General features: G+C 69.6%; 16 protein-coding genes. 12 read left to right on the top strand and 4 right to left on the bottom strand.

Annotated elements, in window-relative coordinates; genetic code table 11:
- The first annotated feature begins 83 nt into the window (after positions 1-83).
- The 8 genes from ABQJ56_RS00650 to ABQJ56_RS00615 are packed head-to-tail and all read left to right on the top strand — an operon-like array spanning position 84 to position 6,036.
- Complete coding sequence (locus ABQJ56_RS00650; RefSeq protein ID WP_367843057.1) at positions 84-1,034, top strand: alpha/beta hydrolase; 951 nt, start codon at positions 84-86, stop codon at positions 1,032-1,034.
- A 10-nt stretch (positions 1,035-1,044) separates the two neighbouring features.
- On the top strand, positions 1,045-1,650 hold the full coding sequence (locus ABQJ56_RS00645; RefSeq protein ID WP_367843056.1) for a hypothetical protein: 606 nt from the start codon (positions 1,045-1,047) through the stop codon (positions 1,648-1,650).
- A 1-nt stretch (position 1,651) separates the two neighbouring features.
- A complete protein-coding gene (locus ABQJ56_RS00640; protein WP_367843055.1) occupies positions 1,652-2,119 on the top strand; it encodes a hypothetical protein in 468 nt (155 codons plus the stop codon).
- Positions 2,116-2,310 (top strand): helix-turn-helix transcriptional regulator, encoded by a 195-nt coding sequence (locus tag ABQJ56_RS00635; RefSeq protein ID WP_367843054.1) that lies wholly within the window; start codon positions 2,116-2,118, stop codon positions 2,308-2,310. The genes ABQJ56_RS00640 and ABQJ56_RS00635 overlap by 4 nt, the downstream gene beginning before the upstream one ends.
- Positions 2,311-2,343: 33 nt before the next feature.
- Positions 2,344-3,930, top strand: a complete 1,587-nt coding sequence (locus ABQJ56_RS00630; RefSeq protein ID WP_437343380.1) for an alpha/beta hydrolase — start codon at positions 2,344-2,346, stop codon at positions 3,928-3,930.
- A complete protein-coding gene (locus tag ABQJ56_RS00625) occupies positions 3,927-4,100 on the top strand; it encodes a hypothetical protein (protein ID WP_367843052.1) in 174 nt (57 codons plus the stop codon). Before ABQJ56_RS00630 ends, ABQJ56_RS00625 begins: the two co-directional genes overlap by 4 nt.
- Positions 4,097-4,831 (top strand): ABC transporter ATP-binding protein, encoded by a 735-nt coding sequence (locus tag ABQJ56_RS00620; protein WP_367843051.1) that lies wholly within the window; start codon positions 4,097-4,099, stop codon positions 4,829-4,831. The genes ABQJ56_RS00625 and ABQJ56_RS00620 overlap by 4 nt, the downstream gene beginning before the upstream one ends.
- Positions 4,828-6,036 carry an ABC transporter permease gene (locus ABQJ56_RS00615; RefSeq protein WP_367843049.1) on the top strand — a complete coding sequence of 403 codons (1,209 nt, stop codon included), beginning with the start codon at positions 4,828-4,830 and terminating at the stop codon, positions 6,034-6,036. The genes ABQJ56_RS00620 and ABQJ56_RS00615 overlap by 4 nt, the downstream gene beginning before the upstream one ends.
- A gap of 39 nt (positions 6,037-6,075) precedes the next feature.
- On the opposite strand, the gene ABQJ56_RS00610 is transcribed toward ABQJ56_RS00615, so the two are convergent.
- Positions 6,076-6,927: an alpha/beta fold hydrolase gene (locus ABQJ56_RS00610; RefSeq protein ID WP_367843048.1), complete on the bottom strand. Its 852-nt coding sequence runs from the start codon at positions 6,925-6,927 to the stop codon at positions 6,076-6,078.
- Positions 6,924-7,967, bottom strand: a complete 1,044-nt coding sequence (gene hemH, locus ABQJ56_RS00605; RefSeq protein WP_367843327.1) for a ferrochelatase — start codon at positions 7,965-7,967, stop codon at positions 6,924-6,926. Before hemH ends, ABQJ56_RS00610 begins: the two co-directional genes overlap by 4 nt.
- Before the next feature lie 80 nt (positions 7,968-8,047).
- Between hemH and ABQJ56_RS00600 the strand changes: the two genes are divergently transcribed.
- From ABQJ56_RS00600 to tatC, 4 genes are all read left to right on the top strand, one after another.
- On the top strand, positions 8,048-8,743 hold the full coding sequence (locus ABQJ56_RS00600) for a lipid-binding SYLF domain-containing protein (protein WP_367843047.1): 696 nt from the start codon (positions 8,048-8,050) through the stop codon (positions 8,741-8,743).
- 69 nt (positions 8,744-8,812) lie between these two features.
- Positions 8,813-9,070 carry a Sec-independent protein translocase subunit TatA gene (gene tatA / locus ABQJ56_RS00595; RefSeq protein WP_367843046.1) on the top strand — a complete coding sequence of 86 codons (258 nt, stop codon included), beginning with the start codon at positions 8,813-8,815 and terminating at the stop codon, positions 9,068-9,070.
- Between the two features lie 23 nt (positions 9,071-9,093).
- Complete coding sequence (tatB, locus tag ABQJ56_RS00590; RefSeq protein WP_367843045.1) at positions 9,094-9,501, top strand: Sec-independent protein translocase protein TatB; 408 nt, start codon at positions 9,094-9,096, stop codon at positions 9,499-9,501.
- Positions 9,488-10,243: a twin-arginine translocase subunit TatC gene (tatC, locus tag ABQJ56_RS00585; protein ID WP_367843044.1), complete on the top strand. Its 756-nt coding sequence runs from the start codon at positions 9,488-9,490 to the stop codon at positions 10,241-10,243. Before tatB ends, tatC begins: the two co-directional genes overlap by 14 nt.
- A gap of 140 nt (positions 10,244-10,383) precedes the next feature.
- On the opposite strand, the gene ABQJ56_RS00580 is transcribed toward tatC, so the two are convergent.
- Complete coding sequence (locus ABQJ56_RS00580) at positions 10,384-12,573, bottom strand: LTA synthase family protein (protein WP_437343379.1); 2,190 nt, start codon at positions 12,571-12,573, stop codon at positions 10,384-10,386.
- Between the two features lie 78 nt (positions 12,574-12,651).
- Positions 12,652-13,881 carry a multifunctional CCA addition/repair protein gene (locus tag ABQJ56_RS00575; protein WP_367843042.1) on the bottom strand — a complete coding sequence of 410 codons (1,230 nt, stop codon included), beginning with the start codon at positions 13,879-13,881 and terminating at the stop codon, positions 12,652-12,654.
- Between the last annotated feature and the right edge of the window lie 17 nt (positions 13,882-13,898).

The following is a 13,898-nucleotide window of genomic DNA, read 5'->3' as shown; positions in this document are numbered from 1 at the left end:
ATGTAAAGCACGCTTGACAGGTCGCGGACGACCGAACTACGCTGCGCATGTAAAGGATGCTTTACAAGCCGAAGGGGAGCTCCATGCGCAATGCGGTCAAGGCGACGTTCCACATCCTGCTGGCGTCTTCGCTGCTCGCTGCAGGCAGCGCTTGGGCAGCGCGGACGCAGGCGATCACGGCAGGTGGCCGGATCGGCACGCTGAAGTTCGAGGTCCACGGCACGCAGGGCCGTCCGGTGATCCTGATTCCCGGCCTGGAATGCGGTCCGTGGGCGTGGCAGCAGACCATCGCGGATCTGCAAAGGAACCACGTGGTGTACGCGGTGACGCTGGCCGGCTTCGATGGCGTGCCGGCGCCCGCGCCTGACGCGAAAGCCGGCACGCTGCTGGATCGCGCCGATGCCTCGCTGCTGCAATTGATCGAGCAGCAGCACATCGACAAGCCGGTGCTGGTAGGCCACAGCATCGGTGGCACATTGTCGCTGCGCTTCGCCGGCGAGCACGCGAACCTGATCACGGGCGTGGTGGCGGTGGATGGTCTGCCGATCTATCCCGGCATGGATCGGGCAAGCGACACGCAGCGGCGGGCGATCGCGGCGCAGATCGGGGCGAAGCTCGCCGCAATGACGCCGGCGCAGTTCAAGGCCGCGGCGCTGCCGTACATGCAGCATATGGGCGTGATCGATCCGCAGCTCGCCGCGCGCGAGGCGCCACTGGTCGCGCGCAGCGATTTGCAGGCCACCAGCGACTATATGGCAGCGGACATGGCTGCCGATTACCGCCCGGAGCTGAAGCAGGCAGACGTGCCGATCCTGGAGATCTCGCCGTACAACGCGCCGGACTTCGCGGCAGCGGCCGCGACAAGCGGGCAGCCGGTGATGAGCGAAGCGCAGAAAGCGGCCTACTACCAGAGCCTTTTGGCGAACGCGCCGCACGCAAGGGTGGTGTCGATCGCACCCGCACGGCATTTCGTGATGCTGGACCAGCCGGCGAAGTTCCAGCAGGTGCTGGACGACTTCCTGAAGTCACTGTGAGGCCGGTGCGATGGCGCGTCTGATCAAGAAGCACTACGAACAGCGGCTGATGCTGGCGATGCTGGTGTACATGGTCGCGCTGATCGCGGCTGGTCCGCTGCTGCGCGCGGTGGCGAGCCTGCCGCTGAAGGCCATGCTGGCAGTGGCGCCGGTGCTGCCGATGCTCTACGTGATCGCGCTGATGTGGCGACGCATCAGTGACAGCGACGAGCTGGAACAGCGTACCCACCTGGTGGCCCTGGGCGTGGCGACCGCGCTGGTGTCCGCGCTCAGCATGGGGGGCGGTTTCCTGGTGGCTGGCGGCGTGCTGCACCTGGGTGGCGATGTGCTGATCTGGGTGTTCCCGGTGCTGATGATGGGCTATGGCATCGCCTACAGGCAGGTGGCGAACCGCTATGGCATGGGCGTCCTGTGCACCGACGAAGGCAGTCCGTGGCTGCCGTGGTACTTCGCGGTCACCGCCGTGGTCATGGCGGCATTCGGGCTGGATGCATGGTGGAAGCACAACGCGTGGAACGCGCTGGCGTTTGCCGCCACGACCGCGCTCTTCGTGACGATGGCGGTATGGGTTCGCATGCGGCAGTCGCGTGCACGGCGGCTGGAACGGGAGGACTGACATGCCCGCGCTTCGCGCATGGCTGGATCGCTTCAACGACTGGCAGGCCCGCACGTATGCGCGTGGCGTGGCAGATCGCATGGAGCGCGCCGCGGATGGCGGCCGGCGCATGACGCGTGGCGAGGCATGGGCGCTGCTGGGGTACTTCGGCGCCCTGCTGGCGTCGAATGCCTGGCTGTCGCGGGCGGTGGCGCCGCCGCTGCGCGTGCTGGGGGCACTGCTTCCGCTGCCCTTCATCGTGGCGATCGTGGCGCTGGCCGTGCGCCGCGTACTGGGCATGGACGAGCTGCAACGCCGCATCGAACTGGTGGCGCTGGCCATCGTGGCGGCGAGCACCTGGCTGGGCTTCGGCATCGGCTGGATGCTGCGGCACGCGGGTGTCTCCGCGGCTACGCCGATGCTGGGCTTCTGGGGCATGCCCCTGCTCTACGTGTTCGCGCGACGCTGGGCGGGCCGGCACTACGCATGAACAACCACGTGCGCGAGCTGCGCGGCGGGCAGGGCTGGTCGCAGGCCGACCTCGCCGAGCGGCTGGAAGTGTCCCGGCAGACGGTCAACGCGATCGAGACCGGCAAGTACGACCCCAGCCTGCCGCTGGCCTTCAAGATCGCGAAGCTGTTTGCACGTCCGATCGAGGCGATCTTCGAGCCGGGCGAATGACAAGGGCCTGGAACAGGCTGCAAGGGAGAGGACATGAAACTGGGTGGACGCGCGATCTTTCGCATCATGGTTGTGGTGGCGGCTGTGGGCTTCCTGGGTTGGAACCAGTGGCATGCGCACCACGCATCGCCGCCGGCACAGGCACCCGCTGCGACGGGCGCACACATGGACCAGAGTTCCCGTGCCACGGTGCAGCCCGCGCCGCCGCGCACCTGGAAACTCGGTTCGCTCACGCTGACCGCCTGCGACCTCGGCCAGCCGAACAGCGGCCTCAGCACCGCGGCGTGGTGCGGCTCGCTGGCGGTGCCGGAGGACCGCGCCGAGCCGCAAGGCCGCAAGATCGAGCTGAGGCTGGCGGTGCTGCGCTCCAGCGCGCAGGTCGCCAGCCCGGACATGCTGGCCTTCCTCGCCGGCGGCCCGGGTCAGGCGGCCACCGATTACGCCGGGCCGATCGCCGCGATGCTGGAGCCGCTGCGCGCGCACCGCGACATCCTGTTGCTCGACCAGCGCGGTACCGGCGGTTCGAATGCGCTGGCTTGCAAGAACGGCGGGCAGGCCGCGACGAGTGACGACACCGGCTTCGATCCCGCCAAGCTGCGCGCCGAAGCGGCGGCCTGCCTGAAGCAGGTGGAGGCGCATGCCGACCCGCGCTACTACACCACCAGCGACGCGGTGCAGGACCTGGAAGACGTGCGCCGCGCGCTGGGCGTGCCCGAGTTCGACCTGGTCGGCGTTTCCTACGGCACGCGGGTGGCGCAGCAGTACGCGATGCATCACCCCGGCGCGGTGCGCAGCATGGTGCTGGACAGCACGGTGCCGAACAGCGTGGTGCTGGGCGAGGACTTCGCGCAGAACCTCGACGACGCGCTGAAGGCGCAGTTCGCACGCTGTGAAGCCGATGCCGCCTGCAAGCAGCGCTTCGGCCATCCGTTCCAGACCCTGGTGCAGCTGCGCGACGCCCTGCGGGCGAACCCGCACCCGGTCAGTTTCCGCGACCCGGAGACCTACCAGACCGTGCAGCGCGTGCTGAGCGAGGATGCGCTGGTCAGCGTGGTGCGCATGTTCGCCTACGCGCCGCCCACCGCTGCCCTGCTGCCATTGTCGATCGACGCCGCCGCGCACGGCGACGTGGGTCCGCTGCTGGGCCAGGCCAAGCTGCTGACCGTGGACATGGCCGACCTCGCCGGCAGTGGCATGTCCTACTCGGTGATCTGCAGCGAGGACGCCGACCTGCTCGGCGCGCGCCCGCAGGATGCGGACACCCTGCTCGGCACGCACATGGTCGACGCCTACAAGGCGATCTGCTCGGTATGGCCGAAGGGCACGCGACCGGCGGATTTCCACCAGCCGCTGCAGACCGCCAAGCCGGTGTTGCTGCTGGCCGGCCAGTACGACCCGGTGACGCCGCCGCGCTACGCCGAGGAGGTGGCGAAGCACCTGCCGAACGCGCGCGTGCTGCTGTTCAAGGGCCAGGGCCACAGCGTGCTGGCGGCGGGCTGCGGGCCGCAGCTGGTGCAGCACTTCGTCGAGCATCCCGACCCGAAGGCGCTGGACGCGAGCTGCCTGGATCGCCTGCAGCCCACGCCGTTCTTCATCGATTTCAACGGAGCCACGCCATGAGAAAGCCGTACGTACCGGCCAACGCCGGGTGGTTTGCCGCGGCTTTCGTCGCCGCGGCCGTGCTGGATGCGCCGCATGGCGTCACCCGGCTCCTGCTGCCGCTGCTGGTTGCATTTTCCGTGGTAACCAGCAGGCGGGGCGCCTGTTTCAAGCGGGGGGAACAGCCGTGATCGAAGTCAGGGATCTGCACAAGGCCTTCGGCAGCGTGAAAGCGGTCGACGGCGTCGGCTTCACCGCCCGCGACGGCGAGATCACCGGCCTGCTCGGCCCCAACGGCGCCGGCAAGACCACCACGCTGCGCATGCTCTACACGCTGATGGCGCCGGATCGCGGCCAGGTGCTGGTGGACGGTGTCGACGCCGCGGCCGATCCGCTGGCGGTGCGCCGCACGCTGGGCGTGCTGCCGGATGCGCGCGGGCTGTACAAGCGGCTTACCGCGCGCGAGAACATCGAGTATTTCGCGCGCCTGCACGGCATAGCCGAAGCCACGCTGCGCGCGCGCCACGATGCGCTGGTCGACGCGCTGGAAATGCGCGACATCCTCGACCGCCGCACCGAGGGCTTCTCGCAGGGCCAGCGGGTGAAGACCGCGATCGCCCGCGCGCTGATCCACGACCCGCGCAACGTGATCCTGGACGAACCCACCAACGGCCTCGACGTGATGGCCACGCGCGGCCTGCGCCGCTTCATGCAGCAGTTGAAGGCGGAGGGCCGCTGCGTGCTGTTCTCCAGCCACATCATGCAGGAGGTGGCGGCGCTGTGCGACCGCATCGTGGTGATCGCACGCGGCCGCGTGGTGGCCGACGAGACGCCTGATGCGCTGCGTGCGCAGACCGGTGAAACCAACCTGGAGGATGCCTTCGTGAAGATCATCGGCAGCGAGGAGGGCCTCGCCGCATGAGTACCGCCCCTGCCTCGAAAGCGCGCCGCTCCGGCACCGCGTTCACCGTGTTCCTGAAGGAGGTGCGCGAGAACCTGCGCGACCGCCGCACCCTGCTGAGCGCCTTCCTCACCGGCCCGCTGCTGGGACCGCTGCTGTTCGTGATGCTGGTCAACGTGCAGGTGAACCGCGAGCTGGACAAGGCCGACCGGCCGCTGCCCGTGCCGGTGATCGGCGCGCAGTACGCGCCCAACCTGGTCGACGCCCTGAAGGAAGGCGGCATCGTGCCCGGGGCGCCGGTGGCCGATCCGGGCCTGGCCGTGCGCCGGCAGGACGCCGACGTGGTGCTGCGCATCGCCGCCGGTTACGGCAAGGCCTGGCGCAAGGGCGAGCCGGTGCAGGTGGAGATGTTCTACGACTCCTCGCGCCAGGACACCCGCAGCGCGGTGGATCGCGTGCAGCAGCTGGTGGAGACCTATGCCCGCCAGCAGGGCGCGATGCGGCTGGTGGCGCGGGGCCTGTCGCCGGGCACGGCGTGGCCGGTGCAGGTGGCGCGGCGCGACCAGGCCACGCCGCAGTCGCGCGCGGTGCTGATGTTCGCGATGCTGCCGTACTTCTTCGTGATCACCCTGTTCATGGGCGGCATGTACCTCGCCATCGACCTCACCGCCGGCGAGCGCGAGCGGCAGTCGCTGGAGCCGCTGTTCGCGAACCCGGTGGCGCGCTGGAAGATCCTCGTCGGCAAGCTCGCGGCGATCTGCGCGTTCTCGCTGGCCAGCCTCGCGATCACCCTGCTGGCGTTCGCCGTGGTGGGCCGCTTCATCCCCGCCGAAAAGCTGGGCATGGAGCTGGACCTTGGCTGGCACTTCGCCGGCATCGTGCTGCTCCTGATGCTGCCGCTGGTGATGCTGCTGGCCGCGTTGCAGACCCTGGTGGCCGCGTTCGCCAAGAGCTACCGCGAGGCGCAGACCTACATCTCGCTGCTGATGATGGTGCCGCTGATCCCCAGCGCCCTGCTCGCCTTCCTGCCGATCAAGGCGCAGGCGTGGATGTATGCGGTGCCGCTGCTGGGCCAGAACCTCGGCATCATGCAGCAGCTGCGCGGCGACGGCGTCAGCGGCGAACAGCTGCTGCTGTGCCTCGCCGGCACGCTGGCGGCGGCGCTGGTCGCGGCGGGCGTCACCGCGCAGCTGTACCGTTCGGAGAAGCTGGCGATCTCGGGCTGACCCCGCCTCGACCCTCCCCAGCGCGCCGGGGCGGGAGATTCATGCGGTGGCGTGCCGCAGCACCCATTGCGCCACCGCCTGCGGATGTTCCAGCTGCAGGTGGTGGCCGCCGTCCATGTGTTCGACCGCGATGCGCGGCACGCAGGCGGCGCGCGCCTGCATCATCGCCGCCGGCAGGTAGGGCGTGGCCGGTTGCGACAGCAGCAGGGCGGCGGGCGCCTCGATGCCGGCGAGCAGCGCACGGATCTGCGTCTCGGCCAGCCGGATCGCGGTGGGACGGACCAGGCGCGGGTCGCTGCGCCATTGCCAGCCGCTCTCGGCCACGCGCAGGCCGCGCTCCACGATCGGGCGGGCCAGCTCGGTGCGCAGGCCGCTGGCGATCACGCGGGCGCTGATCGCCTGCTCCACGTCGCGGAACACGCGCAGCGCCTTGCCGTCGGCGGGCGGCCTGGCCAGCGCATCGCGGTAGCGCTGCAGCGTGTGCGCGCCGTCGTCGCCCAGCGGGCCCAGCCCTTCGATCAGGTGCAGCCGCTCGATCCGCGCGGGTGCGGCGGCAGCCACCAGCGATGCGATGCCGGCGCCCAGCGAGTGGCCGAGCAGGCTGCAGCGCGGCAGTTCCAGCGCATCGAGCGCAGCCAGCACGGCGCGCACATGGTCGAGGTAGTGATAGCCGGCGCCTGCGGGAAGATGATCGGAATGGCCGTGCCCGGGCAGTTCCAGCGCGATCACCCGGTAGCGCGACGCGAGTAGCGGCGCCAGCGTGGCGAAGCTGGCGGCATTGTCCAGCCAGCCGTGCAGGGCGACCAGCGGCGGTGCGGCGGGATCGCCCCATTCCAGCGCCGCAAGCGTGAGCCGTGGCAGCGCGATGCGCCGTTCGCGTGGCGCGCTCACGCGTCGAAACCGGGCCAGCCGCGCAGGTGGCGGCGCGCCAGCGCGGCAAGGTTGCGCACCTGCTCCACGCCGTCGTTGAGCGCGGGGATGTAGCGCAACGACTCGCCGCCGGCGGCGACGAAGAAATCGCGGTTCTGCAGCGCGATCTCCTCCAGCGTCTCCAGGCAGTCCACCGCGAAGCCGGGACAGGCCACGTCGAGCCGCCGCACGCCTTCGCCGGCGAGGCGGCGCACGGTGGCGTCGGTATACGGCGACAGCCACATCTCGCGTCCCACCCGCGACTGGAAACTGACCAGGCATTGCGCTTCGTCCAGGCCCAGCCGTGCGCGCAGCCGGCGCGCGGTGGCCTGGCATTGCCCGGCGTAGGGATCGCCCAGCTGCACATAGCGCTCGGGGATGCCGTGGAAGGAGAGCAGCAGCTTGTCGCCGCGGCCGTGTGCGGCCCACCAGCGCTCGATGCTCGCGGCCAAGGCCTCGATGTGGCCGGGATCGTCGTGGTAGTCGTTGACGAAGCGCAGCTCCGGCGGCCAGCGCAGCGCCCGCATCGCGTCGGCCACCGCGTCGATCACCGAGCCGGTGGAGGTGGCCGAGTATTGCGGGTACAGCGGCAGCACCAGCAGGCGGCGCACGCCGTCACGCTGCAGTTGCGCGACGGTCCTTGCCACCGCCGGTTCGCCGTAGCGCATCGCCAGTGCCACGCGCACGTCCGTGCCGAGTTCGGCCTGCAACGCCTTCGCCAGCGCCTCGCTGCGCCAGCGCAGCGGGGAGCCTTGCGCGTCCCAGATGCGCGCATAGGCATGCGCGGAGCGCCTCGGGCGCACGCGCAGCACCACCCCGTGCAGGATCGGCCACCATTTCCAGCGCGGAGTGTCGATCACCCGGGGGTCGGACAGGAATTCGGCAAGGTAGGGCCGCACCGCCCGGGCGGTGGGCGCCGTGGGCGTGCCCAGGTTGACCAGCAGCAGCGCTGTCTGAACGGGCGCCGCGGCGACTGGGACGGAAAGGCCGGCGGGGCCGGTATAGTGGTCGTGGTCAGGCATCGCGTGGCTGGCGGTGAAACTGCCCAGAGTCTGCCACAAGCGCGACGCGCATCCCCGCATCCCCCACGACGGAGCTGCCCATGTTCAAGAAGACATCTCTGTATCGCTTCATGCTGCTCGGCGCGGCCCTGCTGCTGCCGGCGATGGCCGTGCATGCTGACGACGACTCCCCGCAGGTGCGCGCACAGAACGCGGTGCGCGTGCTCAACGAGATCGAGCAGGCGCCGGACAAGGCCATTCCCAGCGACCTGCTCAAGGACGCGAAGGCGATCGCGGTGGTCCCCGATGTGCTGAAGGTCGGTTTCGTGTTCGGCGGCCGCCGCGGCGAGGGCTTGATCTCGGTGAAGAGCCCGGACGGCACCTGGTCCAACCCCAGCTTCATTTCCTTCGGCGGCGGCAGCGTGGGCTTCCAGATCGGCGTGTCGTCCACCGACGTGATCCTGGTGTTCCGCACCCAGCGCGGCGTGGACTCGATCGTCAACGGCAAGTTCACCGTAGGCGCCGACGCCTCGGCCGCGGCCGGCCCGGTCGGCCGCACCGCCTCGGCCGCCACCGACCAGCAGCTGAAGGCGGAGATCTACTCGTACTCGCGTGCGCGCGGCCTGTTCGCCGGCGTGGCGCTGGACGGCTCGGTGCTGAAGATCGACCAGGACGCCAATGCGGCGGTGTACGGCCCCGGCATCACCCCGCGACGGATCTTCGAGGGCGGCGTGAGCAACGTGCCGCCGTATGTGGTGAAGTTCCGCGATACGCTGGAAGAGTACACTTCCAAGTGACCGCCTTGTGCGAAGATCGGCGGTTCGGGGGTGGAGCCGTTTCCGCCCCGGGCCGCCTCGAGGAACATCATGGGTTTTGACAGCATCTGGCATTGGCTCCTGCTCCTGGTCATCGTGCTGCTGATCTTCGGCACCAGGAAGATCGGCAACATCGGTTCCGACCTTGGCAACGCCGTGCGCGGCTTCAAGAAGGCCATGCACGGCGACGACGACGAGAAGGCCAAGGAATCGCAGCAGACGAAGGAGCAGCTGCGCGCCGATCCGCCGCCGGCCTCGTCGGCGAACGCCAGCACGCAGGACCAGCACGACTCGCACGAGTCGAAGTAAGAGCCGGTTCGGAGTCCCGGGGCATGGTCGAGATCAGCTTCGGCAAGCTGGTGCTGCTCGCGCTCGTCGCGCTGATCGTGCTCGGCCCCGAGAAGCTGCCCGGCGCGGCGCGCACCGCGGGTGCGCTGCTGCGCCGCGTGCGCAGCGGCTGGAACAGCGTGCGCGCCGAAGTGGAGCGCGAGCTGGAAGTGGAAGAGATCAAGCGCACCGCCCGCGAGGCCGCCGCGCGCGCCGAGGCCGCGCAGAACGAGTTCAAGGACAGCGTGCAGCAGGTGCGCCAGCCGGTCGACGAGGCGGTGTCCACGCTGAAGTCCGCGGCGACGCCGGAACCGGCTGCGCCGGAAGTCGCGCCGGAGACGCAGCAGGAACTGCCGCTGGGCGAGCCGCCCGCCGCGCCGCCCGCGAAGGAGTCCGCGCATGGCGGCCACTGATCCCGACGATTCCGGCGACGACCTGCAGCAGGGCCTGTTCTCGCACCTGATCGAGCTGCGCTCGCGCCTGCTCAAGGCGATCGCCTGCGTGCTCGTCGTGCTGGTGGCGCTGGTGCCGTTCGCGAACCGGCTTTATTCGGAGCTGGCCGCGCCGCTGGTGGCGCGCCTGCCGCAGGGGGCGCACCTGATCGCCACCGAGGTGGCCAGCCCGTTCGTCACGCCGCTGAAGCTGGCGTTCTACGCCGCGCTGTTCATCAGCATGCCGGTGGTCCTGTACCAGCTGTGGGCCTTCGTCAGCCCCGGCCTGTACCGGCACGAGAAGCGCCTGGCGCGGCCGCTGCTGGTCGCCGCGCTGGCGCTGTTCTACTGCGGCTGCGCGTTCGCGTATTTCCTGGTGCTGCCGGCGGCGTTCCGCTTCCTCACCGCGGTGACCCCGGCGGGCGTGGAGATGATGACCGACATCACGCACTACCTCGACTTCGTGATGCTGATGTTCTTCGCCTTCGGCCTGTGCTTCGAGGTGCCGGTGGCGGTGGTGATCCTCGCCGCGGTGGGCATCGTGGACATCGCCAAGCTGCGCAATGCGCGGCGCTACGCCATCGTGGGCGCGTTCGCGGTGGCCGCGCTGATCACGCCGCCGGACATCACCTCGATGATCATGCTGGCGATACCGATGTGCCTGCTGTACGAGCTGGGCATCGTGGCCGTGCGCTGGTTGCTGCCGAAGAAGGCGGCGGATTGAGCCGCGCATTCCGGCGAAGTCGATTTTCGCCCGTCATCCCGGCGAAGGCCGGGATCCAGTGGCGCTCATGCTAGTTCGAGCATGCGGTCACTGGATTCCTGCCTGCGCAGGAATGACGCGCATGGCCCGGTGGGCTGGACTTACCCTTGCGGCTGTATGGCTGAAGCTGCAGCCGCCGGGGCAGCGACCGTAGCCGCCGGTGCCGGCAGCGGCTCCACCTTCGCGCCGTCGTCCGCCCGCAGCTTCAACCCACCCTGCTTGAACAGGTCGCTGGCCACCTGGTAGTAGGCGATCGCGGTGTTCACCAGGTCCTGCCTGATCGGCGCCACGGGCGTGGCGTCGCCGGTGGCGAAGTTGGGCTTCAGCTGTTCCAGCCGCTTGCGCGGCTCGAGGATGGTGAGCGTGTCGCCGTGCACGTAGCCCAGTTTCTCGTAGGTGCCGGGCAGGGCGTGGCCCTGGTCCGGCGCCGTCTGGAACACGTCCTGGCCGAAGAAGCGCGAGCGGTAGCTGAAGTCGAGCAGGCCGAGCAGGGTGGGCGGGATGTCGAGCTGGCCCATCAGGGTTTCGACGCGCCGGGGCTTGAACTGCCTGGGCGCGTAGATCCACAGCGGGATGTGGTAGTGGTTGATCGGGATGCTGGTCTTGCCTGCGCTGGAGGCGCAGTGGTCGGCGGTGATCACGAACACGGTGTCGGCGAAGTACGGCTTGGCCTGCGCGCGCTTGATGAAGTCCTCGATCGACCAGTCGGTGTAGGCCACCGCGCCCGGCCGTGACGGCGCCTGCCACTTCACCCGCCCTGCCGGATAGGTGTACGGGCGGTGGTTGGAGGTGGTCATGATGTGCAGGAAGAACGGCTTGCCCTCGGCGTGGATCTGGTCCATCTGGCCCAGAGCCAGCGTGTACAGGTCCTCGTCCGAGACGCCCCACACGTTCTGGCTGTGGATCGGCGTGCCCGGCGCGATGTCGCTGCGGTCGACCGTCCTGTAGCCGTTGTGGCTGAAGAAGTAGTTCATGTTGTCGAAGTAGCCGTAGCCGCCGTAGACGAACTCCGACTCGTAGCCGCGATCGTTGAAGACGCTGGCCAGCGAGAACAGGCTTTCGTTGTCGTGCTCGCGCACCAGCGAATCACCCGGCGTGGGGGGCACCGACAGCGACAGCGCTTCCAGCCCGCGCACCGTGCGCGTGCCGTTGGCGTAGAGGTTGTCGAAGAAGATGCTCTTGTCCACCAGCGAGTCGAGGAAGGGCGTGAGGCCCTGCTTGTTGCCGAAGGTGCCGAGGTAGTCGCCGGACAGGCTCTCCACGCTGATCAGCACCACGTTCAGGTGCTTCTCCGGTCCCGTCGCGTGGATCGCGCGGGTGAGGTCGCGCGGGTCGCTGCTGGTGAAGTCGGCATTCGGCGCCTTGAGCTGTTCGCGCATCAACCGGAACGCCTCGTCGTCGGGCAGGCTGCGGTAGAACTTCTTGTAGTCGAGGTGGCTGCTGCGGAACGCGGCGAAGAACTGGTAGATGCCGTTGCCGGCCAGCTCGTTGACGTAGTTGTTGGCGGTGCGGTCCTTCATCTCGCCGTTGACCGCGGCCACCGAGATCGCGGTGAGCACCAGCCACACCAGCGGCACCCGTGCGCGCTGCAGCAGCGTGCTGCCGTCGTCACGCGCGCGCAGGCCGCGCCGGCTCAGCACGAACACCACCAGCGCCAGCACCACCAGCAGCGCCAGCCAGGTGCCCACCGGGTAGGACTCGCGGATGTTGCCGATCACCTCGGTGGTGTAGACGAGGTAGTCCACCGCGATGAAGTTGAAGCGCGCGCTGAACTCGTTCCAGAACACCAGCTCCGACGCCGCCACGAACAACAGGGCGTACAGCAGCGCCAGCCCCAGGACGTACAGCCCCCACTGCCCGCTGGCACGGTTGTAGGCCAGCGCCGGCATCGGCAGGAAGAACAGGAACACCACGAGGACCGGCCACGACTCGTGCACGTGCACGTGCCACAGCAGGAGGAACACCCCCAGCGTGGCCGCGTACAGCGCCGCCATGCCCACCAGGTACGCCAGCCAGCGGCCCGCGCCGGCCACGGGCGGGCGCCGCGTCGGCACCAGCCACAGGAACAGCACCATCGGCCACGCCAGGTACAGGAAGGTGACCAGGTCGTAGCCCAGCCCCACGCCGAACGCATACAGCCAGTTCAGCGGATTCGGTGCCACGTTGCTGCCGGACATCACCAGCAGGGCGATGCGGGTGACGAAGCAGATCGCGACGAAGGTGATGCCAAGCCACCACAGCGGCCGGAACCGCTGACGCAGCGGCGAAGGAGAGAACAGGGCGCGCGACACGGGCAGCTCCAGGCGACAGAGGGAGTGAAGAGGTGCCGGTTCGGCCGGCATCCCGGCAGGCGTTATACCCGCACGGGCTTAGATGTTACATAGTTTCATTTCGGCAATGGCGCCGATGCGCGCGCGTTCCATCGCCGCGCCGATTGCCGGGCCCGCCAGCCCCTGCGCCACGAACGGCGCCGCGGTCACGGCCGCGGCGGCCGCGCGGGCGCGGCGCAGGTAGTCGGCCGGCGGATAGTCGTCGTGCCCGTGGCCCAGCCGGCCCCGCTGGTCGGCGAGGCAGGCGGCGAGGAAGGTCTCCAATCGCTCGGGCCGGCGCAGCGCGTCCAGCGCGGCGAGCAGCTTCAGCACGGTGGCCGGCTTCAGCTCCAGCGCGCGATGCGCGTTGAGATGCTCGCGGCAGACCAGCTCGGCCAGCACGGCGTGCTCGGTCGGCACCTTGAGCCGCGCCCCCAGTGCGCGCAGTGGCGCCACGCCACGCTGCTCGTGGCCGATGTGGCGCGGCAGCTCGGCGGCCGGCGTCAGCGCCTTGCCCAAGTCGTGGGTCAGCACGCAGAAGGCCGCCAGGTCGTCGCCGGGCGCGATCGCGGCGGCGGCGTCCAGCGCCATTTCCACGTGCACGCCGGTATCGATCTCGGGGTGGAACTCCGCGCGCTGCGGCACGCCGTACAGCGCGTCGACTTCCGGGAACAGCACGCGCAGCGCGCCGCAGCCGCGCAGCACGCGCAGGAAGGCGGACGGCTGCGCCTCGGCCAGCGCCTTGCGCGTCTCCGCCCACACCCGTTCGGATACCAGGTGGTCCACCTCGCCCGCGGCCACCATGTGCCGCAGCAACGCCATCGTTTCGTCGGCCACGCTGAAGCCCAGCGGCGCGAAGCGCGCGGCGAAGCGCGCCACCCTGAGCAGGCGCACCGGGTCTTCCACGAAGGCGGGCGAGACGTGGCGCAGCACGCGCGCCTCGAGGTCGCGCACGCCGCCATGGGGATCGACCAGCGCGCCGTGCTCGTCCTGCGCGATCGCGTTGATGGTGAGGTCGCGCCGCGCCAGATCCTGCTCCAGCGTCACCGCGGGATCGGTCTGGAACACGAAGCCGTGGTAGCCGTGCCCGCTCTTGCGCTCGGTGCGCGCCAGCGCGTATTCCTCGCCGGTGTCGGGGTGCAGGAACACCGGGAAGTCCTTGCCCACCGGCTTGTAGCCCAGCGCCAGCAGCTCGTCCGGGCGCGCGCCCACCACCACGTGGTCGTGATCGACCACCGGCCGCCCGAGCAGATTGTCGCGGACCGCGCCGCCGACCAGGTAGATGCGCATGAGGTGATTGTGACATG

The organism is Rhodanobacter geophilus, from assembly GCF_040812275.1.
Classification (GTDB): Bacteria; Pseudomonadota; Gammaproteobacteria; order Xanthomonadales; family Rhodanobacteraceae; genus Rhodanobacter_A; species Rhodanobacter_A geophilus.
The sequence above is the reverse complement of the archived record's forward strand: the minus strand, read 5'-3'. Positions and strand labels throughout refer to the sequence as shown.